We start from the raw sequence: 20746 nt of genomic DNA, 5'->3' as shown, positions 1-20746 counted from the left end.
CTCGTGACGACCCAGCAGCACACCGGAACACCGCGGGCCGCGGCGGGGGTGATGCGCGCGGCGGTGCGGGAGCGCTACGGCGCGGCAGCCGACGTCCTGCACGTCCGGCAGGTCGAGCGACCCCGGGCCGGCCCCGGCGAGGTGCTCGTGCAGGTGCGTGCCGCCGGTGTCGACCGGGGCGTGTGGCACCTCGTGACCGGACTGCCGTACCCGCTGCGGCTGGCCGGTTTCGGCGTGCGGGCGCCGAGGAACCCCGTCGTCGGCCTCGACCTCGCCGGTGTCGTCGAGGCCGTCGGCGAGGGCGTCACGCGCTTCGGCGTCGGCGACGAGGTGTACGGCACCGGCCACGGCACCTTCGCCGAGTACGCCCGGGCCGCCGAGGGCAGGCTCTCGCCCAAGCCCGCGACGCTGGGTTTCGAGCAGGCCGCCGCCGTGCCCGTGTCGGCGCAGACGGCGCTGCAGGCGGTGCGCGACCACGGCCGCGTGCGGCCGGGGCAGCAGGTCCTGGTGATCGGCGCCTCCGGCGGGGTCGGCACGTTCGCCGTGCAGATCGCCCGGGCGTACGGCGCCGTCGTCACCGGCGTCGCGAGCACGGCGAAGCTCGACCTCGTCCGCTCGCTCGGCGCCCGCACCGTCCTCGACCACACCAGGGACGAACTGCCGCGCGGCCGCTACGACGTCGTCCTCGACATCGGCGGCAACACCCCCGTCCCCCGCCTGCGCAGGGCGCTCACCCGCAGCGGGACCCTCGTGATCGTCGGCGGCGAGAACGGCGGCCGGGTGCTCGGCGGCATCCAGCGCCAGCTCGGCGCGACGCTGCTCTCGCCGTTCGTGCGGCACAGGCTCGGCACGTTCGTGAGCACGGAGAACTCCGCCGACCTCGCCGTGCTCACCGGGATGCTCGACTCCGGGGAGGTGGTCCCGGCGGTGGACCGGGTCCTGCCGCTGGAGTCGGCACGCGAGGCCCTCGGGCTGCTGGTCGCGGGTTCCGTGCGCGGCAAGCTCGTCCTCTCCGTCCGGCCGGTGTCCGGCTAGGCGGTGTCCGGCTGGGCGGTGCTCCGCGGTCCTGCCCGGGACCACGCGGGGATGACGCCGGTCGTCCTCGTGGGCGACCCGGGCCGGGACGGACGTGGTCCTCGCGGGCGTCCCGGTGCACCGCACCGGCTCCTACGTTCGAGGCACGCACCGAACGCAGGAGGAAGCGATGATCCAGGCCACCGGCCTGACCAAGCGGTACGGCGACAGGACAGCCGTCGACGACGTCTCGTTCACCGTCCGCCCCGGCAGGGTGACCGGGTTCCTCGGGCCCAACGGCGCCGGGAAGTCCACGACGATGCGGATGATCATGGGTCTGGACCGGCCGAGCGCCGGCACCGTGACCGTCAACGGCAAACCGTACGCGCAGCACCGCGCCCCGCTGGGGGAGGTCGGCGCGCTGCTGGAGGCGAAGGCCGTGCACCCCGGGCGCTCCGCCCGCGAGCACCTGCTCGCCCAGGCCGCCACGCACGGCATCGGCAGGCGCCGCGTGCTGGAGGTGGTCGAGTTGGCGGGTCTGGCATCCGTGGCGCACAAGCGGGTGGGCACGTTCTCCCTGGGCATGGGCCAGCGCCTCGGCATCGCCGCGGCGCTGCTGGGGGACCCGCACACCCTGATCCTCGACGAGCCGGTCAACGGCCTGGACCCCGAGGGCGTGCTGTGGGTGCGCACCCTGCTGCGCGCTCTCGCCGCGCAGGGCCGCACGGTCTTCCTCTCCTCGCACCTGATGAGCGAGATGGCCCTCACGGCGGACCACCTCGTCGTCGTGGGGCGCGGCCGGGTGATCGCCGACGCGTCCGTCGGCGAGATCGTCGCGCGGGCGCAGTCGACGACCGTGCGGGTGCGGACACCCGAGCCCGCGCGCCTGAGCGCGCTCCTGCACCGCCGGGCGGGCACCGGGGTCGTGCAGGTCGGTCACGACGTGCTCGAGGTCACCGGCAGCGACGCGCCGCGGATCGCCGCCACCGCCGCGGCGGCCGGCCTGGCGCTGCACGAGCTCGCCCCCGTGCACAGCTCGCTGGAGGACGCCTACCTGCAGCTGACCGCCACCGAGGTCGAGTACCGCTCGCCCGCCCACCAGAGCGCCGCACCTGCCCGGACCACCGAGGGAGCCCCCCGATGACCACCACCGCCACCGCACACCCGGCCCAGCGCGTGGCCGTGCACCCCAGCACCACCAGGCGGCTCGTGACCGCGGAGTGGATCAAACTCCGCTCGTTGCGCTCGAGCTGGTGGGTGCTCGCCCTCGGCGTCCTCTTCATCCCGCTGTTCGCGGTCTCGCGGGTGTTCAGCATCGCGCAGGTGCCCGAGGCGGTGGGCACCGCGGGACTGGTCGGCGCGGTGTACGTCACCTCCGGCGTGGCGCTCACCCAGCTCGCGTTCTGCACGCTCGCCGTCCTGGGCATCACGGGGGAGTACGGGACGGGCCAGATCCGCTCGACCTTCGCGGCCGCCCCCACCCGGCTGCCCGCACTGGCCGCCAAACTGCTGGTCACCGTCCTCGTCGTGTTCGCCGCCTCGGCCGTCGCCGTCGCGCTGGCCTGGGCCGCCAGCGCGCCCTGGTTCGACGAGACCGGCATGTCGATCGACCTGCTGCGGGCCGAGGACGCGCGGATCGTCCTCGGTGCGCCGCTCTACCTCGCCGCCGCCAGCGCCCTGGCGTTCGGCATCGGCACCATCGTGCGCAACTCCGCCGCCGGGGTGGCGCTCGTGCTCGGGCTGCTGCTGGTGGTGGAGAACCTGCTCTCCCTCATCCCGTGGACCCCGCTCCAGACGTTCGCCGCGCACCTGCCCGTCACCGCCGGCAGCAGGTTGCTGCACTCCGAGGCCGTCGGCTCGGTGCTGACCACCTCCAGCAGCGGCGCCCTGTCCCCGTGGGGAGGGTTCGCCGTCATGCTCGCGTGGGTCGTGGCGGTGCTCCTCGTGGCCGGCGTGCTCGTGCGCCGGCGGGACGCCTGAGCGCGGTGCCGCGGACCGCGACGACGGCGGGCGCGGTGGAGGTGGGACGATGGACCGGTGCCGGAGGACGTGCCGTGAGCGGGACACCGGTCCCGGCCACCCCTCCGGCACTGGCCCCCGGTCCGAGGTTCACCGAGTCCTCCACCCGGCAGCTGGGTCCCCTGCGGCGGTTCTTCGAACGGTTCCCCGTCGCCTCCGACGTCCTCGTGGTGCTGGCGTTCACCGGGTGGGCGCTGCTCACCGGGGTCGGCGCGGACTCGATGTACGGGCTCAGCACCCACCTGGGCGCCGAGCAGGTCCTGCGGATGCAGTGGGCCTCGCTGGCGCTCACCGCGGTCGGTGCGCTGGCGCTGACCCGCCGGCGCCGGCACCCCGTGCCCGTGGCGGCGCTCGTGGGCGGGCTCGGCGTCCTGGCGCTGGCCACCACGGGGGCGCCGTCGGGTTTCGAGGTCGGGCTCGCGTTCGCGCTGTACGCCGTCGCCGCCTCGCGGCGACCGGCCGTGACGTGGGCGACGGGCGCCGCGGCGGTCTCGGCGCTCCTGGTGGCGGCGCGGCTCCTGCCGCTGCCGGCGACGGTGAGCGCGCTCGTGCTCGGCGCCGACCCGGCGCAGGCCGGCGGGCTCGACGCCGTCGCGCAGCGGGCGCGCGACGGGTTCTTCTTCCAGAGCGTCGTGTGGGCGCAGACCGCCGTGCCCGTCCTCGTGCTCGCCCTGCTCGCGGTCGCGATCGGCACGAGCGTGCGCAACCGGCGACTGCACGTCGCGGTCCTGCTGGACGTCGCCAACGCCCTCGCTCAGGAGCAGGAGCAGCGGATGCTCCTGGCGCAGGCGGGCGAGCGGGCGCGCATCGCCCGCGAGATGCACGACGTCGTCGCGCACAGCCTCTCGGTCATGGTCGCGCTCGGTCACGGCGCATCGGCCGCGCTCGACCGCTCGCCCGAGCGCTCCCGCGCCGCGCTGGAGGACCTCGTGGCGACCGGGCGCTCGGCGCTGGGCGACATGCGCCGCGTCCTGGGTGTGCTGCACGAGGACGACGGGGCTCCGGCGCCCGTCGGCGCACCGGTCCCTCCCGGAGGTGGACCGCTCCCCGCCGGTGACGGCGCGCCCGGGGTTCCCGGCGATCCGCCCGGGGTGCCGATGCAACCCCAACCGGGCAGCACGGACCTCGTCGCGCTGGTCGAGCGGTTCTGCCGCGCCGGGTTGCCGGTGCGATCCCGCGGGCTGCACCCGCAGGAACTGCAGGGCCTGGACGCGAACCTGGGGCTGGCCGTGTACCGCATCGTGCAGGAATCGCTCACGAACACGTTGCGCCACGCGCCGGGGACCGAGTCGGTGGAGGTGTCCGTGCACCAGGAGCCCGGGCACGTGGAGGTCGTCGTCACCGACGCCGGCGCCGACGCGGGTACGGGCGCGGGCGCGGGCTCCGGCCGGGGGCTGGTGGGCATGCGCGAGCGCGCCGCGGTCTTCGGCGGCACCCTCGAGGCCGGTCGCCACGGACCGGGCTGGCGGGTGCGCGCCCTGCTGCCCCGGGACGGGGCGACGGCGTGATCAGGGTCCTGCTGGTCGACGACCACGCGCTGATCCGCGTGGGTTTCCGGCTGGTGCTCGAGAGCGCCGGCGACATCGAGGTGGTGGGGGAGGCCGGCGACGGGCGCGCCGCGCTGGAGCAGGCCGGCGCGCTGCACCCGGACGTGGTCCTGATGGACGTGCGCATGCCGGGCGTGAACGGCATCGACGCCACCCGTCGCCTCGTCGAGACCCACGCCGCGACACGGGTGCTCATCCTGACCACGTTCGACCTGGACGAGTACGCCTTCGCCGCGCTGCGCGCCGGCGCCAGCGGTTTCCTGCTCAAGGACGCCGCACCGGCCGACCTCGTCGCCGCGGTGCGCACGGTGGCCTCGGGCGAGGCCGTCGTCTCCCCGCGCATCACCCGGCGCATGCTGCAGCTGTTCGCCGACCGTTTCCCCGAGACCGGTCAGGCGCCCGAGCCGGACGCCGTGCACCCCCGGCTGGCGGAGCTGACACCGCGCGAGGTCGAGGTGCTGCGCTGCATGGCCGACGGCCGCTCCAACACGGAGATCGCCGCACACCTCTTCCTGTCCGGGGCCACCGTGAAGACTCACGTCGCGCGCGTGCTGGCCAAACTCGGCGTACGCGACCGCGTACAGGCCGTCATCCTCGCGTACGAGACGGGCCTCGTGCGCCCCACGCGCGGCTGAGCACCGCGGATCCACCTCCCACGATCCGGGCGACCGCCCCCCGCGGGGCGGTGGGCGTGCCATCGTGCGGGTGGCGTCCCGGGCCCGGCCTGCCGGCCGGCTGACGGGAGCCGTGGGCGGGGTCGCCCGGTGACGCGAGGACGCGGCGTCCCGCGGGCAGCGGGAGCCGCACGGAGAGACGGAGCGAGGCATGCGACGACGGCCGCTGCTGGGGCGTGAGACGGAGCGCCGGGCGCTGGCCGCCCTGGTCGAGCAGGCAGCCGCGGGTTCGGGTGGTGCGCTGGTCGTCCGGGGCGCGCCCGGCATCGGCAAGTCGTCGCTGGTGGCCGAGGCGGCGGCGGCGGCCGCGTCCAGCGGGGTCCGGGTGGTCACGGCCGTGGGGGTGGAGTCGGAGGAGGACGTCCCCTGCGCCGGGCTGCACCAGCTCGTCCACCAGCTGCGGCGCGGGATCGAGGACCTGCCGGGGCCGCAGCGTGCCGCGCTGCGCGCAGCCGTCGGGCTCAGCGACGAGGCCGTCCCCGACGTCCACCTCGTCGGGCTGGCCGCGCTGACCCTGCTGTCCGACGCGGCGGCGCAGGCCCCGCTGCTGGTGGTCGTCGAGGACGCCCACTGGATGGACCGCACCAGCCTCGACGTGCTCGGTTTCGTCGCGCGGCGGATCGAGTCCGACCCCCTCGTCCTCGTCGCCGTCACCCGGGGCACGGACGACCGGCTCGGGGGCGCCGGGCTGCCCGTGCTGGACGTGGAGCCGCTGACGGAGGAGGTGTCCGGTGAGCTGCTGGACGCGGTGGCCCCCGGCCTGGGGCAGCAGGTCAGGCGGCGGCTGCTGGAGGAGGCGGCCGGGAACCCGCTGGCGCTGACCGAGCTGCCCGTCGCGCTGCGCTCGGTCGGTGGGGCGTACGCCCTCAGCCCGGGTCCGCTGCCGCTGACCGAGCGCCTGGAGCGCACCTTCTCGGCACGGGTCTCGCGCCTCCCGGTCGAGACCCGGACGGTCCTGCTGCTCGCGGCCCTCAACGGTGACGGGACGGTGCACGAGTGCCTGGCCGCGGCCTCCGGCCTCCTCGGGACGGCGGTCGACGTCGGGTCCCTCGGGCCCGCGGTCGGCGCCGGCCTGGTGGAGGCCGGGGGGACCGCCTTCCGGCACCCCCTCGTGCGCTCGGCGGTGCACCACGCCGCGACCGCCGCCGAGCGGCAGGCCGCCCACGCCGCCCTCGCCGCCGTGCTGCAGGGCCAGCCCGACCGGCAGGCCTGGCACCGCGCCGCCGCGACCTCCGGCCCCGACGAGCAGGCGGCCGGGGACCTGGAATCCACCGCCGGCCGGGCCCTGCGGCGCGGCGGTGTCGCCGCGGCCATGGCCGCCCTGCGGCGCTCGGCGGAACTGACGGAGGACCCGGCCGCGCGCGCGGACCGGCTGCTCCGCGCGGCGGAGCTCGCGCTGGAGGCGGGCCGGCTGGACGTCGTCGCGGAGCTGCTGGCCCGGGCCGGCACGCTGGAGCTCTCCGTCCGGGACCGGGGCCGGGCGACCTGGATGGGCATCGTCTCGGCAGGCGAGTGGACGCGGGGCGAGAGGAGCGCGACCGAGGAGCTGGCCGAGCTGGCCGTCGAGATCGCCACCACCGAACCCCTCCTGGGGCTGCGCATCCTGTGGGGCGCGGTCCTGCACTGCTACTTCGGGGACCCGGGGCAGGCCACGCAGCAGCACGTCGCCGCCGCCGTCGACCGCGTGCCCGCGGACGCCGACCTCCCCCTCAGCGTCGCCCTGCGCGCGTACTGCGCGACGGTCGAGAACGGCCGGGCCGCGCTGGAGTCCCTCGAGCGGCAGCTGGAGCGCCCGTCGGAGGACGCCGAGTGGGACAACTACCTGGGTCACGCCGCGCTGACGATGGGCGCCCCCGCCCTGGCGTTGCGGATCACGGCCAGGTCGCTGGCACCCGTGCGGGCCCAGGGCCGGCTCGCGATGCTGGCCGGCGCCCTCTGCGTCCAGGCCGTGGGCGCAGCACTGCTGGGGAACGTGCGCGCGGGTCAGCTGGCCGCCGAGGAGGCCGCCGACCTGAACCGCGAGGTCGGCCTCCCCCTCGTGCACGCGACGGTGCACGCCGCCCGTGCGCAGCTGGCCGCCCTGCGCGGCGACCCGGAGGTGGAGGTGTGGGCGGCGGAGGCCGAACGCGTGGCCCTCCCCGGCGGCGTGCGCCCCGTGCTGACCGTCGTGCAGCTGGCCCGCGGGCAGGACGCCCTCTGCCAGGGGCGCTACGGCGACGCCTTCGGGCACCTGCACCGCGTCTTCGACCCGGCCGACCCCGCCTTCCACCCCTGGCTCCGCTTCTACGCGATCTCCGAACTCGCCGAGGCCGCCGTGCGCAGCGGGGCCGCGGAGGCGGCACGCCGAATCGTGGCGGAGCTGAGCGGGTTCGAGGAGCTCACCCCCTCCCCCGCCCTGCTCCGCGGGCTGCGCCTGGCCCGCGCCCTGCTCAGCCCCCAGGACGCCGCCGAGCCGCTCTACCGGGCGGCCCTCGACGCCGCCCCCGCGGACGGGCCGTTCGAGCGGGCCCGGGTGCAGCTCGCGCTGGGGGAGTGGCTGCGGCGCACCAGGCGGCCCGCGGAGTCCCGCGTCGTGCTGCAGGCGGCGCGCGAGGTGTTCGACGCCCTCGGTGCACAGGCGTGGGCGGAGCGGGCACGGCAGGAGCTGCGTGCCGCGGGCGCGTCCTCCCCCCGCCGGGACCCGGCCGCCGCCGACCGGCTGACCTCGACCGAGCTGCACGTCGCCCGGCTCGCGGCGCAGGGGCTGAGCAACCGGGAGATCGGCGAGCGGCTGTACGTCTCGCCACGTACCGTGAGCACCCACCTGCAGCGCATGTTCCCCAAGCTGGGGGTGACCTCCCGCGGCGAGCTCGCGCAGGTGCTGGGCGGCACGCCGACGTACGCCGGGTACGTCACCTGACGGACGCGGCCGGATCTCCCGGCTCCCTACGTTCGTGCCGTGCCCGGTCCGCACACGGCGGACGGGCGGAGAGGCACACACCATGGGGACCATCACCGTCGGCACCGAGAACTCGACCGGCATCGAGCTCTACTACGAGGACCACGGCTCCGGCCAGCCGGTCGTGCTCATCCACGGCTACCCGCTGGACGGGCAGTCGTGGGAGAAGCAGACCGCCGCGCTGGTCGGGGCCGGCTACCGGGTCATCACCTACGACCGCCGGGGTTTCGGCCGCTCCAGCAAGACCGTGACGGGCTACGACTACGACACCTTCGCCGCGGACCTCGACACCGTCCTGACGCAGCTCGACCTGCGCGACGTCGTCCTCGTCGGTTTCTCGATGGGCTCCGGCGAGGTCGCCCGCTACCTCGGGACCTACGGTTCCGGGCGGGTGGCGAAGGCGGCGTTCCTCGGTGCGCTGCAGCCGTTCCTCCTGCAGACCGAGGACAACCCGACCGGTGTGCCGCAGAGCGTCTTCGACGGCATCGCGAAGGCGGCGGAGGCGGACCGCCACGCCTGGTTCGAGAACTTCTTCGTCGACTTCTTCAACACCGACGAGACGCTCGGGTCCCGGCTCAGCGAGGCCGCGCTGCGGGCGAACTGGGTCACCGCCATCGGCTCCGCGCCCGTCGCGGCGTACGCGTGCGTCCCGGCGTGGCTGACGGACTTCCGGGCCGACGTGGAGCGCATCGACGTCCCCTCGCTGATCCTGCACGGCACCGCCGACCGCATCCTGCCGATCGACGCCACCGCGCGGGAGTTCCGCCGCCGCCTGCCCGCCGCGCGCTACGTCGAGATCGACGGTGCCCCGCACGGCCTGCTGCTCACCCACGCGGACGAGGTCAACGCCGCCCTGATCGCCTTCCTCCAGGACTGAGCGCCGCACGTGCACACCCTCACGCACCGCGTCCCCGCACGCGCGACCGCCCTGCTGCTCGCTCTCGTCGCCGCCGCCGGGCTCACCCTGCTCGCCGCGCCGGACCCGGCGACGGCCCATCCGGCCGGGCGGAAACCCACCGTCGTCCTCGTCCACGGCGCGTTCGCGGACGGCTCCAGCTGGAACCCCGTTCTCGAGCGGCTGCAGCGGCGCGGTTTCACGACCGTCGCGGTCGCCAACCCCCTGCGCGGGGTCCGCGCCGACGCCGACGCCCTCGACGCGCGTCTCGCCACCATCGACGGGCCCGTGGTGCTCGTCGGCCACTCCTACGGCGGTGCCGTCATCACCAACGTGGAGGCACGCTCCCCGAAGGTGAAGGCGCTGGTCTACGTCGCCGCCTTCGCCCCCGACCAGGGCGAGGCCGCGGCACAGCTCGCCGCGAAGCACCCCGGCAGCACGCTGGGCGCGACGCTGGCACCGGTCCCGCTGCCCGACGGCTCGAGCGACCTGTACATCGAGCCCTCGCTCTTCCGGCAGCAGTTCGCGGCCGACGTCCCGGCACACCAGGCCGCCCTCATGGCCAGCACCCAGCGACCCGTCCGGGACGCCGCGCTGGGCGAGGCGTCCGGCGAGCCCGCCTGGGCGGACGTCCCGTCCTGGTTCCTGCTGGCCGGCGCCGACAAGAACATCCCCCTGCGGTCGCAGCAGTTCATGGCCGACCGCGCCGGCCCACGCGCCACCGTGACCGTCCGGGGCGCCTCCCACGCCGTGGCGGTCTCGCGTCCCGACGCGGTCGTCGACCTGGTCGTGCGCGCCGCGCGCTGACCCCCGGCCCCGACGACCGGTGCAGGCCGCCCGCTGCGGCGACCTGCACCGGTCGTCAGCGGGGCGGGGCACGGCCTCCACCACGCGCCGCGTGCACGACCGGTGGGCGGCCCCGTCACGCCTCGCCCATCACCAGACCCTCGATGGTGTGCTTCTGCGTGATGGGGGTGAGCTCGTCCACGACCGGGCAGGCGAGGTGGTCGCGCACCCGCTGCGGGAGCTTCTCGAAGTACCCGTGGGTGACGGCCAGGTCGTGGTGCTCGGCGTTGCCGGCGCCGGGGGCGTCCACGCCGAGGACGAGCACGGGCCGCGCCATCTGCGAGCGGTTCTGCGTGCCCCGGTGGATGGTCAGCGCGGAGCGCGCGGAGATGTCCCCCATCTTCGGGTACTTCCGCACCGCGCGCTCCTCATAGCGGCCGTACATCGACTTCGGCGGGAACATGCCGTGGTCGAACTCCTCGGAGAAGTCCCACTGGGTTCCGGGGGCGATCTCGAAGGGGCCCATGTCCTCCTCGGTGTCGACCGCGGTGAGGTTGAACGCGAGGGACGTCAGGCGGCCCTGCGTGCGGGTCTCCTCCGGCATGGGGAAGTCGCGGTGCCAGGGCTGGTTCACCGCGCCGGCGAAGGGGATGTCGAAACCGACCTCGACGATCTGGTAGTCGGGGCCGAGGACCGCCTCGCTCACCGTGCGGACCCACGGGTGGTCGACGAGCTCGACGAACCCGCGCAGCTGCTCGGGGTGGATCTCGACGTACCAGCGGTTCGGGCCGCGGCCGACCGCGCCGCCCTCGCGGCCACGGGCCTCGGCGAAGGCGGTCTCGATGTCCTCGCCCATCAGCGCGGCCCACTCCCGGGAGAAGGCGCCCTTTCGCGCGATGACGCCGTCGCCGTAGAGGCCCTCGACGATCTGCCGGGTCTCCTCGTCCGCGCCCGGCGGGACGGGCGGTGCGCCGGGGGTGCGGGTCACGGTCAGCGTCACGGGGATCTCCTCGGCGTCGGGCCGGTCGCGGAACCTGTCCCAGACCACGTTGCCACGTGGCAATGCCACGTGGCAACGGCCCGCCCCGGTTCGTTCCCGGCCCTGGCACGATGGGCCGGACACCGGGGAGGGGAGCCACGTGGGACCGAGCATGCGGGACGTCGCCGCACGGGCGGGCGTCTCCCCGCGGACGGTGTCCAACGTCGTCAACGGCTCCGTCCCCGTCGCCCCCGGCACCCGCGCCAGGGTCGAGGCCGCGCTGCGCGAGCTGCGCTACCGCCCCAACGCCGCCGCCCGCAGCCTGCGCCGCAGCCGCTCCGGCCTGGTCGCCCTCGTCGTCCCCGAGGTCGACTCCCCGTACTTCGCCGAGCTCGCCGCCCTGCTCGCCTCCGCCGCCGAGGAGCGGGGCTGGACCCTGCTCATCGAGCAGACCGGCGGCGACCCCGACCGCGAGCGGCGCCTCCTGGACGGCATGCGGGCCCAGCTCGTCGACGGTGTGGTCTTCAGCCCCTGGGCGCTCGGCCGCGACGAGCTGTCCCGTCGCGACGACACCGCCCCCCTCGTCCTCCTCGGCGAGCGCGGCGGCGAGGGCGTCGCCGACCACGTCGTCGTCGACAACGTCGCCGCCGCCACCGAGGCCACCGCCCACCTGCTCGCCCTCGGTCGGCGCCGCATCGCCGCCGTCGGGGCGCGCTCCCGCGTCGGGGACGACACCGCGCAGCTCCGCCTGACCGGCTACCGCCGCGCCCTCGCCGCTGCCGGTGTGGAACCCGACCCCGACCTCGAACTCCCCGTCGACGCCCTGCACCGCGCCGACGGCGCCGCGGCCGTGCGCCGGCTCCTCGCCCGCGGCACCCGCGTCGACGCCCTGTTCTGCGCCACCGACCAGCTCGCCCTCGGGGCGCTGCGCGCCGCCCTCGACCACGGCCTCCGCGTTCCCGGGGACCTCGCCGTCGCCGGGTTCGACGACATCGAGGACGGCCGCTACGCGACCCCGTCGCTGACGACGATCTCCCCGGACAAGCAGGCCGTCGCCCGCGAGTCCGCCCGCTGCCTCGCCGAGCGCATCGATGCCGGTCCCGGCGACACCACGCCACCGCGCACCGTCGTCGTCGGGCACCGGCTGGTGGTGCGGGAGAGCACCGCGGGGCGCGGGCGGGAGGGCTGAGGCGGCGCGGTGTCGCGCGGTGCGGGGGAGCCGGTCGGGGGAGTCGTGTCGTACCCGGCGTCCACAGTGGTCGGACCGCTCGGGGCCCCGGCGACCCCCGGGCGGTCTTCCCCTCCACCGGGCACGCGCGCCCGGACCGCCGAAGGAGCCCCCATGACGACCGCGCACGAGACGCACCCCGAGGACCAGGCCCAGGACCCCACCGGGCAGGTGCCCGAGGGGGAGGCGTGAGCACCGACGTCGTCCCCGGCGCGGTCCTCCCGGCGACGGCCGCGGAGCGCTACCCCCACGCGTACGCCGTGGTGGACGTGGAGACCACCGGCCTGGAGCCGGAGGTGAGCCGCGTCCTGCAGGTCGCCGTGACGCTCCTCGCCGCGGACGGCACCGTCGAGCACGAGTGGTCCACCCTCGTCGACCCGCGCTGCGACCCCGGGCCCGTCGACATCCACGGCATCACCGCCGAGCGGCTGCGCGGCGCGCCGGTGTTCGCGGACGTCGCGCCCCGCCTCGCGGAACTCCTCGCCGGCAGGGTCTTCGTCGCCCACAACGCCCGGTTCGACTGGTCGTTCCTCGCCGCGGAGTTCCGCCGCACCCCGCACGTCCCGGACGTGGAGCACCGCCTGTGCACGCGTGCGCTCGCCAAGCGCCTCGGCCTGCCGGTGCCGGACCTGAAGCTCGCCACCCTGGCCGCGCACTGGGGGGTCGAGCAGCGCAGGCCCCACGACGCCGCCGACGACACCCGCGTCCTCGTGGAGCTGCTGCGGCACTCCCTGCGCGCCGCGGACTCCCTCGGCGTGGAACTGCCCCTGACGCCCTGCTCCGAGCCCGCCGCACCGCGCGGGAACCCGTGGCGCCCAACCCCGCCGGCCGCGCCCCCCGGCCCGCTCACCGCCGGGCTCCCCGCCGCCCGCGCGGCGCAGCCCCTCACCGGCCGCCGCGTCCTCGTCCTCGGCGGGCCCCACGAGCGCGCCGCGGACGTCCGCGAGGACGTCGTCGCCCGCGGCGGGGCCGCCGCGGTCCGCCTCACGCTGGGCGTCACCGACGTCGTCGCCCTCGACGGCGCCGAGCTGGACCGCCGCTGGCCGCGCGTGCGGGCCCGCGCCCTGCCCCTGCTCGACCCCAGGACCTGGCGTCGCCCGGGCGCGCCGGAGCCGGGAGGCGGTGAGCTCCCGCCGCTGCCCCTCTGCCTGCCCCGCGGTGGTGTTCTCGACCTGCCACCCGGGGTGCGCCGCTGGTCCCTCGACGTGACCTGGGCGCACGGCGCGGACGCGGTGGACGTCGTGGTGTTCCGCACGGACGCCGCCGAGCGCACCCACGCCACCGACGACCTCGCCTTCCACGGCGCCCCCGCCACGGCTGACGGCAGCGTCTCCCTGCAGCTCACCACCCCCGGTGAGGCCGTCGCCGACGTCGAGCTGGACGCCCTGCCACCCGGCACCGACAAACTGCTCGTCGCCGCGGCCCTGCCCACCCGCACCTTCGGCGACGTCGGTCCCGTCGAGGTGGTCCTGCGCACCCCGGCCGGCACCGCCGTGGCCGTCGCCGTCCTCGACGCCGGTCCCGCCGACCGCAGCCTCGTGCTCGCGTCCCTGCACCGCCACGGCGCGCGGTGGCGGTTCCGCGTGGTGGGGCGGGGGGACGCGGCGGGGCTGGCGGAGCTGGCGCGGGGGTTCGGGGTGGGGTGAACACGCCGCCCACGGACGGTGCGGGGTGGTAGACATCGCAGGTGGTTCCCGACGAGCTCGCGCTGCGCCAGCACGTCATGACGCGTCTGGCGCGCACCACCTCCACCAACGGAGGTGTGGTCAGCCGGGCAGAGCTCTCCGACTTCGACCTGGGCAACGGAGAACGCCGTCGCCTGGTCGACCAGTCAGCCGGCATCTGGAACCCGCGTGACCTCGCCGGAACGCTGAGCATCGTCTCGTCGCCCGACGGTCCCTACGAGGACGAGGACATCGACGGCGGACTGTTCCGGTACGACTACCGTGCCGGGTCGACCGACGGGCAGAACCTCAAGCTGCGCCGGGCCATGGAGCTGGAGCTCCCGCTCATCCTCCTCCGCAAGATCGCCGCCGGCGTGTTCGTCCCCGTCTTCCCCGTCTACGTCATCGAGGACGACACCGCCGCCCGGCAGTTCGTCATCGCCCTCGACGAGTCGTTGCGCTTCCTGCGTGACCCGCTGCACCCGACACCGGATGAGCGGCGGTACGCCGAGCGCATCACCAAGCAGCGTCTGCACCAGCCGGAGTTCCGCGGCCGGGTGATCCGGGCCTACTCCACCCGTTGCGCCATCTGCCGGCTCGCCCACGGGGAGCTGGTCGACGCCGCCCACATCGTCGACGACAAGGACGCCGCCCTGGGGCAGCCCGTCGTGAGCAACGGCCTGAGCCTCTGCTCCTTGCACCACCGTGCCTTCGACCGCGGCTTCCTGGGCATCTCCCCGGACTACGAGGTGCGCATCGACAGCGACCTCCTGGAGGAGGTCGACGGGCCGATGCTGCGGCACGGTCTGCAGGAGATGCACGGGCGGCGCCTGGACGTTCCGGTCCGCAAGGCCGACCGTCCGGATCGTGAGCGGCTGGCCTGGCGCTTCGAGCGATTCGGGGCGGTGTCCTGACGAGAACCCGCGCGCGCGTCACCCCCGCCAGAGGCGGTCCACGGGCATCACGTGCAGGCGGTCCTCGTAGGTGTAGGCCCGCTCGCCGAGGTACAGCGCGACCCCGGCGAGGAACTGCTCGCCCAGGGCGTCGCGCAGCTTGCGCAAGCCGCCGAGGTCTGGGCCAGGGACACGGGTGCCGGCCTTGACCTCGATCGCCACGACGGCGCCGTCGTCCCGCTCGACGACCAGGTCGACCTCGGTCCCGTCGCGCGTGCGCCAGTGCCCTGCGTCGGTGAGGTCGTCCGTCCACGACGCCTGGCTCAGGAGTTCCTGCACGACGAACGTCTCCAGCAGGTGCCCGAACTGTGCCAGGGCCGCGGGGCTGCGGTGGGCGAGCTTCTCCGGTGCGAGACGCAGGAGCCGGGCCGCCACCCCAGGGTCGATGACGTGGAGCTTCGGGCGCTGCCGGGTGCGGGACGAGACGGTGCGGCCCCACGCCGGCAGTCGCTGCACGAGGAACACTGCTTCGAGCAACCGGAGGTAGCCGTCCGCGGTGCGGTCGTCGAGACCGGCGTCGGTGGCGGCTGCCGTCGTGTTGAGCACCTGGGCGGTCTGGCTCGCGAGGCGCTCCAGGAGGCGGGGGAGAGCCGCGGCCTGCCGCACCTTGCTGAGCTCGCGGACGTCACGTTCGAGGGTGAGGCGGACGTAGTCGTCGAACCAGCGGTTGCGTGCGGCGGTGGCGTCCCGGGCCAGGGCGAGGGGGAAGCCGCCGCTGGTGACGCGTTCGATGTACTCCTCGCGGGTGGTCGTGGAGGGTGCGTTGTCCACCACCTCGTCCGGGGTGGCGAACAGACGTGTCAGGAAGGGGACGCGGTTCTCCGTCAGTTCGCACTGGGTCAGGGGTCTGACGGTCAGGCGGTGCAGCCGTCCGGTGAGGGACTGCGCTGCTTCGGGTAGAGCCTCGAAGCGGGTGGATCCGGCGAGGATGAAGCGTCCCGGGCGACCGTCGCGGTTCAGTTCGGCCTTGATGGCGTCCAGCAGGAGTGGTGCCCGTTGGTACTCGTCCACGCAGACGGGCGCGGGCCCGGCCATGAACAGCGCCGGGTCACGCGCGACGGCGTCACGGGTTGCGAGGTCGTCGAGGTCGAGCACGTCCGCGCCGAGCGTCGAGGCGAGTTCCCGCAGCATCGTGGACTTGCCGACCGAGCGGGGCCCCTCCAGCAGGATGACCGGTTCCTCGCGGACGCGTGCCTGGGCCACGGTGAGCGCATGCCGGGGGACGTGGGGTGGGAGCACGTCGGCAGCCTACTGTCCTGCGGTTTCGACCGCCTGTGAGCTGCGGTTCCAGCCGCTTCCATCCTGCGGTTCCGACCGGCCCCGAGCTGCGGTTTCGACCAGGCCGGGCCGTGTCGGCACCTGGCCCGGCGCCGTCCCAAGGGATCACAGCCCCCACACCCCCACTCCCCTGCGTCACTTCGTGCACACTCGACGTGAGCAAGGAGGTGCCATGACGGTGACGGGGCCGGCGCTGAGCCGCGAGATGGTGGGGCAGACGGCGCGGCTGGTGGAGTTCCTGCGGGACCTGGCGCGCGCGGGCCGCGAGCCGGTGCTGGACGTGGGCTCGCACCGGCACGTGCTGTGGCTGGCGGGGCTGCCGGAGGGCGCCGCGCTGGACACCGCCGCGGAGGCGGGGGAGCTGCTGGCCTCTTTCGCCCCGGTGCCCGCGGAGCCGCCGCCCGCGCTGCCGGAGGTGCTGCTCGGGCGCGTCGGCGGCCCGCTGGACGACTCCCGGACCCCGCCGCCCGCGCTGACGCCCCCGCCCGTGGCGCCGCCCGCGCCCGCGGAGGCACCCGCGGCCCTGCTGACCCCGCCGGTCCTCGGGCAGGCCGCCGCCACCCCCGCCGGGCCCGCACACCCGGCCGGCCCCGCCGGGCCCGACCCCCGCGAGGCCGACCCCCGCGAGGCCGCGGTGCGCGAGGCGTACGGGCTCTGGCGCGCGCAGTGGGAGGCGTGGGCGCAGCGGGACCGGCGCACGGCCCCGGCGCGGCGCTGGTACGACGACCTGAGCACCGCCTACCGGCACCTGTCCCAGCAGGACGACCAGTTCGAGCTGGTGCTGGCGACGGGTTTCCTCACGTGGCAGCCGCAGGACGGCCCGCGCGTCCGCAGCCACGTCCTGTCCACCCGCGTCGCGGTGGAGGTGGACGAGCGCACGGGTGTGCTGCGGCTGTCGGTGGCGGACAACGCGGCCCTGCGGGTGCACGACCGGGACCTGCTGACGGGCGTGGAGGGTTTCGACGCCTCCCGCGCGGAGCCGGCGCGGGTGTCGGCGCGCGCGATGGAGGCGGGCCCGCTGGCGGACGAGAACCACGAGCTGCTGGAGCAGTGGCGCGCCCTGGCCCTGACGAGCTGCCTGCGCTACGAGAAGGACTGGCAGCCGCAGGCGGAGGCCGGGGCCGCGCCGTCGCTGCGGTTCGCGCCCGCGCTGGTGCTGCGCCCGCGGGGCCGGGCGAGCCTGATCGGCTACTACGAGCGGATGCTGGAGACGCTGTCGGGGACCGACGCGGCCGCCCCGCTGGGCCTGGCGCAGCTGCTGCGGGCGCTGGAGCCGGAGGAGCGGATGAAGTGGCTCTGGGCGGAGGGCAGCACCACCACCCTGGCGGTGGACCCGCTGTTCCCGCTGCCGGCGAACCCGGAGCAGGCGCGGATCATGACGCGCCTGCGCCGGGACACGGGGGTGGTGGTGCAGGGCCCGCCGGGCACCGGCAAGACCCACACCATCGCCAACCTCGTCTCGGCGCTGGTGGCGGAGGGGCAGCGGGTGCTGGTGACCAGCCAGAAGGCGCAGGCTCTGGCGGTGCTGCGGGACAAGCTGCCGGAGGAGGTGCGGCAGCTGTGCGTGTCGATGACGGACCAGGGCCGGGGTGGGTCGGCGGAGCTGTCCCGCAGCATCAACGCCCTGGTGGAGCGGCACTCGGCGTTCGACCCCGAGCGCTACGAGCGGGAGATCACCTCCCTGGCGCAGGAGCGCGCCGCGGCCCGCTCCGCGGTGGCGTCCCTGACGGAGCGGGTGCGGGCGCTGCGGGAGGCGGAGACGTACGAGCACCCGGAGGTGGCGCCGGGGTACTCCGGCACGCTGGGGGCGATCGCGGCGCGGCTGCGGGAGCGGCGGGACCGGCTCGGCTGGATGCCCGCGCCGCTGCCGGCGGGCGCGCCGGTGGTGCTGCCGGTGCCGCCCGCCCGGGTGGGGGAGCTGCTGGGCCTGCTGGCGGCCTCGACCCCGCAGCGGCGGGCCCGCACCGCGCAGCTCATCCCGCCCGGGGAGGCGCTGCCGGCGCCGGAGGCGTTCGCGGACCTCGTGGAGACCGAGCGGGCGGCGCTGGAGGCGGCCCGGGCGGTGCACACCGACCTCGTGGAGCGGCTCGAACCCCTGGACGACGCGTCCCTGGCGAGGGCCCGGGAGCACGGTGAGCGGGTGCGGACGGGGTTGTCCACGCTGCGGGAGGGCCCGGCGGACTGGCGCCAGCAGTGCCTGGACGACGCCCTCGCGGGGCGGGACGCGCTGCTGTGGCGGCAGGTCGCCGACGTCGGCGGGCAGGCGGAGGACGCGGAGCGGACCCTGCGCTCCCTGGGGCTGCGCGAGGTGCAGCTGCCGGCGTTCGAGGCGACCGGCCCGGGCAGCCCGAAGGGCCAGCTCGACGCCGGCCGCGCCCTGCTGGAGCACCTGCGGGCGGGCGGCAGGCTCAAGGGTGTCCTGAAGCCCGCGGTGCAGCGGCAGGCGGAGCCCCTGCTGAGCGGGGCGACGGTGGACGGCCTGGCCCCGGGCACCGAGGAACTCCTGGCGCTGGTGCTGGCCCGCCTGGAGGTGGAGGTGACCGCCGCGGCACTGGCCCGGCGCTGGGCGGAGGTGGGCCTGGCCGTGCCCGCCGACGCCCCGCTGGCCCGCAGGGTGTCCCAGCTCGTCGGCGCCTACCGCGACCTGCTGTCCGTGAACGAGCTGCTGCAGGCGATGGGCGCCATCCGCCGGGAGCTGTCCGGTGCGGGGGCGGCGGTGTCCCTCACGACGTGGGAGCAGTGGGCCGCGCTCCTCGACGGCCTCGACGGCCTCGCCGCGCAGCGGGCGGCGCAGGTCGCGCGCAGCGCCGTGGACCGCGCCGCCGCCGCGCTCAAGCGCACCGTCGGGGTGGACCGCGCCGCCCCCGAGTGCGCCGACCTGCTGGCCGCCGCCCGCGCCCGCGACACCGGCGCGTACGCCGCCGCGTTCGCCGCGCTGGCCGCCGCCCGCGTCGACGTGGAGCAGCAGGCCCGCAGCGAGGAGCTGTGGCAGGAGCTGAACGCCGCCCACCCGGGCCTGGCGCAGCTCGTGCAGGCCACCGCCGCCGACCCGGTGTGGCAGCAGCGGCTGGGGGACCTGCAGGAGGCGTGGGCGTGGGCCGCGGCGCGCACGTTCTTCGACCTGCAGCGCACCCCGGGGCTGGAGGCGCAGCTGGACTCCGAGCTCGACGAGGCCACGCGCAGCGTGCGCGGCCTCACGGCGCGCCTGGCCGCGGCGAAGGCGTGGGAGGCGTGCCTGTCGCGGATGACGGCGAAGCAGTCGCAGGCGCTGCGCTCGTACCAGCAGAACACCCGCTCGATGGGCAAGGGCACCGGCCGGTACGTGCACTACTACGCGCGCGGTGCGCGGGAGGCGATGGGCGAGGCGCGCGGTGCGGTGCCCGCGTGGATCATGCCGCTGGGGGAGGTGCTGGAGACCGTCCCGCCGGACCGGAACTCCTTCGACGTCGTCATCATCGACGAGGCCAGCCAGGCGAGCATCGAGTCGCTGTTCCTGCTGTGGCTGGCGCCGCGCGTCATCGTCGTCGGCGACGACCGCCAGTGCGCGCCCTCCGCGGTCAGCCACGGGCAGCTGCAGCCCATCTTCGACAAGCTGGACAGCTACCTGCCGGACCTGCCGCGGCACCTGCGCAACTCCCTGACCCCCCGCGACAGCCTGTTCAGCCTGCTGGCCACGAGGTTCGGGTCGGTGGTGAAGCTGCGGGAGCACTTCCGCTGCATGCCGGAGATCATCGACTGGTCCTCCCGGCAGTTCTACGCGGACTCCCCGCTGGTGCCGCTGCGGCAGTTCGGCAGCGACCGGCTGCCGCCGCTGCGCCTGACGCACGTGCCGGGCGCCGTCACCGAGGGCGCGGGCGCGCGCCTGCACAACCGCGCCGAGGCCGCCGCGCTCGCCGGGCAGGTCGCCGCGTGCCTCGCCGACCCCGCCTACTCCGGGCGCACCTTCGGGGTCGTCGTCCTGCAGGGCCAGGCGCAGGTGGAGGTGGTGGAGGACGAGCTGCGCGCGCGGATCGCCGCCGACGTGTTCGAGCAGCGCAGGCTGCGGGTCGGCACCCCGCCGGACTTCCAGGGCGACGAGCGGCACGTGGTGTTCCTGTCGATGGTGGCCGCGGAGAAGCGCCAGGCGCTGTCCCGGGAGGAGGACCAGCGCCGGTTCAACGTCGCCGCCTCCCGCGCCCAGGACCAGATGTGGCTGTTCTCCTCGGTGACCGCGGACCTGCTCTCCCCCAAGGACCTGCGCCGCTCGCTGCTGGCGTACGTCAGCAGCCCGCCCGCGCCCCGGGCCGCCGCGGACCTGGTGGACGTCGGGCCCGACCAGCGCCACGACGCGTTCGACTCCCTCTTCGAGCAGCGCGTCTACCTGCGCCTGCGGGAGCGCGGCTACCAGGTCACCCCGCAGGTGGAGGTGAACGGCCGCCGCATCGACCTCGTCGTCACCGGCGCGAAGGGCCGCCTCGCGGTGGAGTGCGACGGGGACCACCAGCACTCCTCCCCGGAGCAGCGCCTGGCGGACCTGCAGCGCGAGCAGGAGCTCAAGCGCGCCGGGTGGCGGTTCTGGCGGGTGCGGGGCAGCGAGTTCGCCTACGACCCCGAGCAGGCGCTGGCGGGATTGTGGGAGGTGCTGGAGCGGCGCGGCATCGGGCCGCACGAGGGCCTGGTCACGGTGGGCCCCCAGGCCGGCTCCCAGGCCGGCCCGGGGACGGCCTCGGAGGGGGAGTGGGCGCCCGTGGTGCTCGGGGACGACGAGGAGGGCGAGGACGACGGCTGACCG

General features: G+C 75.8%; 14 protein-coding genes. 12 read left to right on the top strand and 2 right to left on the bottom strand.

Annotated features, from left to right (window positions below):
* The first annotated feature begins 51 nt into the window (after positions 1-51).
* From ACYQBY_RS07820 to ACYQBY_RS07785, 8 genes are all read left to right on the top strand, one after another.
* A complete protein-coding gene (locus tag ACYQBY_RS07820) occupies positions 52-1035 on the top strand; it encodes an NAD(P)-dependent alcohol dehydrogenase (protein ID WP_459643351.1) in 984 nt (327 codons plus the stop codon).
* A 169-nt stretch (positions 1036-1204) separates the two neighbouring features.
* Complete coding sequence (locus tag ACYQBY_RS07815) at positions 1205-2158, top strand: ABC transporter ATP-binding protein (RefSeq protein ID WP_459643291.1); 954 nt, start codon at positions 1205-1207, stop codon at positions 2156-2158.
* The gene (locus ACYQBY_RS07810; RefSeq protein ID WP_459643290.1) at positions 2155-2994 is read left to right on the top strand and encodes an ABC transporter permease subunit; all 840 of its coding nucleotides are present in this window, start codon (positions 2155-2157) and stop codon (positions 2992-2994) included. The genes ACYQBY_RS07815 and ACYQBY_RS07810 overlap by 4 nt, the downstream gene beginning before the upstream one ends.
* A 74-nt stretch (positions 2995-3068) precedes the next feature.
* Entirely contained in the window at positions 3069-4541 is a 1473-nt protein-coding gene (locus ACYQBY_RS07805; RefSeq protein WP_459643289.1) for a sensor histidine kinase, read from the top strand.
* The gene (locus tag ACYQBY_RS07800; RefSeq protein ID WP_459643288.1) at positions 4538-5215 is read left to right on the top strand and encodes a response regulator; all 678 of its coding nucleotides are present in this window, start codon (positions 4538-4540) and stop codon (positions 5213-5215) included. The genes ACYQBY_RS07805 and ACYQBY_RS07800 overlap by 4 nt, the downstream gene beginning before the upstream one ends.
* Positions 5216-5405: 190 nt before the next feature.
* Complete coding sequence (locus tag ACYQBY_RS07795) at positions 5406-8153, top strand: helix-turn-helix transcriptional regulator (RefSeq protein ID WP_459643287.1); 2748 nt, start codon at positions 5406-5408, stop codon at positions 8151-8153.
* Between the two features lie 82 nt (positions 8154-8235).
* Positions 8236-9069: an alpha/beta fold hydrolase gene (locus tag ACYQBY_RS07790; protein WP_459643286.1), complete on the top strand. Its 834-nt coding sequence runs from the start codon at positions 8236-8238 to the stop codon at positions 9067-9069.
* 9 nt (positions 9070-9078) lie between these two features.
* On the top strand, positions 9079-9894 hold the full coding sequence (locus tag ACYQBY_RS07785) for an alpha/beta fold hydrolase (RefSeq protein ID WP_459643285.1): 816 nt from the start codon (positions 9079-9081) through the stop codon (positions 9892-9894).
* Between the two features lie 115 nt (positions 9895-10009).
* Here the strand turns inward: ACYQBY_RS07785 and ACYQBY_RS07780 are convergent, their stop codons facing one another.
* The gene (locus ACYQBY_RS07780; protein WP_459643350.1) at positions 10010-10801 is read right to left on the bottom strand and encodes a phytanoyl-CoA dioxygenase family protein; all 792 of its coding nucleotides are present in this window, start codon (positions 10799-10801) and stop codon (positions 10010-10012) included.
* 211 nt (positions 10802-11012) lie between these two features.
* On the opposite strand from ACYQBY_RS07780, the gene ACYQBY_RS07775 reads away from it, so the two are divergent.
* From ACYQBY_RS07775 to ACYQBY_RS07765, 3 genes are all read left to right on the top strand, one after another.
* A complete protein-coding gene (locus ACYQBY_RS07775) occupies positions 11013-12041 on the top strand; it encodes a LacI family DNA-binding transcriptional regulator (RefSeq protein WP_459643284.1) in 1029 nt (342 codons plus the stop codon).
* A gap of 227 nt (positions 12042-12268) precedes the next feature.
* Positions 12269-13726, top strand: coding sequence for a TerD family protein (locus ACYQBY_RS07770; RefSeq protein WP_459643283.1), 1458 nt, complete (start codon positions 12269-12271; stop codon positions 13724-13726).
* Positions 13727-13767: 41 nt separating this feature from the next.
* Positions 13768-14658, top strand: a complete 891-nt coding sequence (locus tag ACYQBY_RS07765) for an HNH endonuclease (protein ID WP_459643282.1) — start codon at positions 13768-13770, stop codon at positions 14656-14658.
* 18 nt (positions 14659-14676) lie between these two features.
* Here ACYQBY_RS07765 and ACYQBY_RS07760 read toward each other — a convergent pair whose 3' ends face one another.
* Positions 14677-15900, bottom strand: coding sequence for an ATP-binding protein (locus ACYQBY_RS07760; protein WP_459643281.1), 1224 nt, complete (start codon positions 15898-15900; stop codon positions 14677-14679).
* A 247-nt stretch (positions 15901-16147) separates the two neighbouring features.
* Between ACYQBY_RS07760 and ACYQBY_RS07755 the strand changes: the two genes are divergently transcribed.
* Positions 16148-20743 (top strand): AAA domain-containing protein, encoded by a 4596-nt coding sequence (locus ACYQBY_RS07755; RefSeq protein WP_459643280.1) that lies wholly within the window; start codon positions 16148-16150, stop codon positions 20741-20743.
* Positions 20744-20746: the final 3 nt, after the last annotated feature.

This window comes from Kineococcus anabasis (assembly GCF_054590795.1).
Note: the sequence above shows the minus strand (reverse complement) of the source record. Positions and strands in the feature narration are given on the sequence as shown.

What these genes read in the sequence shown, in the direction of transcription:
- ACYQBY_RS07820 (WP_459643351.1), top strand. Translation starts at nt 52, where the DNA reads ATGCGCGCGGCGGTGCGGGAGCGCTACGGCGCGGCAGCCGACGTCCTG.
- ACYQBY_RS07815 (WP_459643291.1), top strand. Translation starts at nt 1,205, where the DNA reads ATGATCCAGGCCACCGGCCTGACCAAGCGGTACGGCGACAGGACAGCC.
- ACYQBY_RS07810 (WP_459643290.1), top strand. Translation starts at nt 2,155, where the DNA reads ATGACCACCACCGCCACCGCACACCCGGCCCAGCGCGTGGCCGTGCAC.
- ACYQBY_RS07795 (WP_459643287.1), top strand. Translation starts at nt 5,406, where the DNA reads ATGCGACGACGGCCGCTGCTGGGGCGTGAGACGGAGCGCCGGGCGCTG.
- ACYQBY_RS07790 (WP_459643286.1), top strand. Translation starts at nt 8,236, where the DNA reads ATGGGGACCATCACCGTCGGCACCGAGAACTCGACCGGCATCGAGCTC.
- ACYQBY_RS07755 (WP_459643280.1), top strand. Translation starts at nt 16,148, where the DNA reads ATGACGGTGACGGGGCCGGCGCTGAGCCGCGAGATGGTGGGGCAGACG.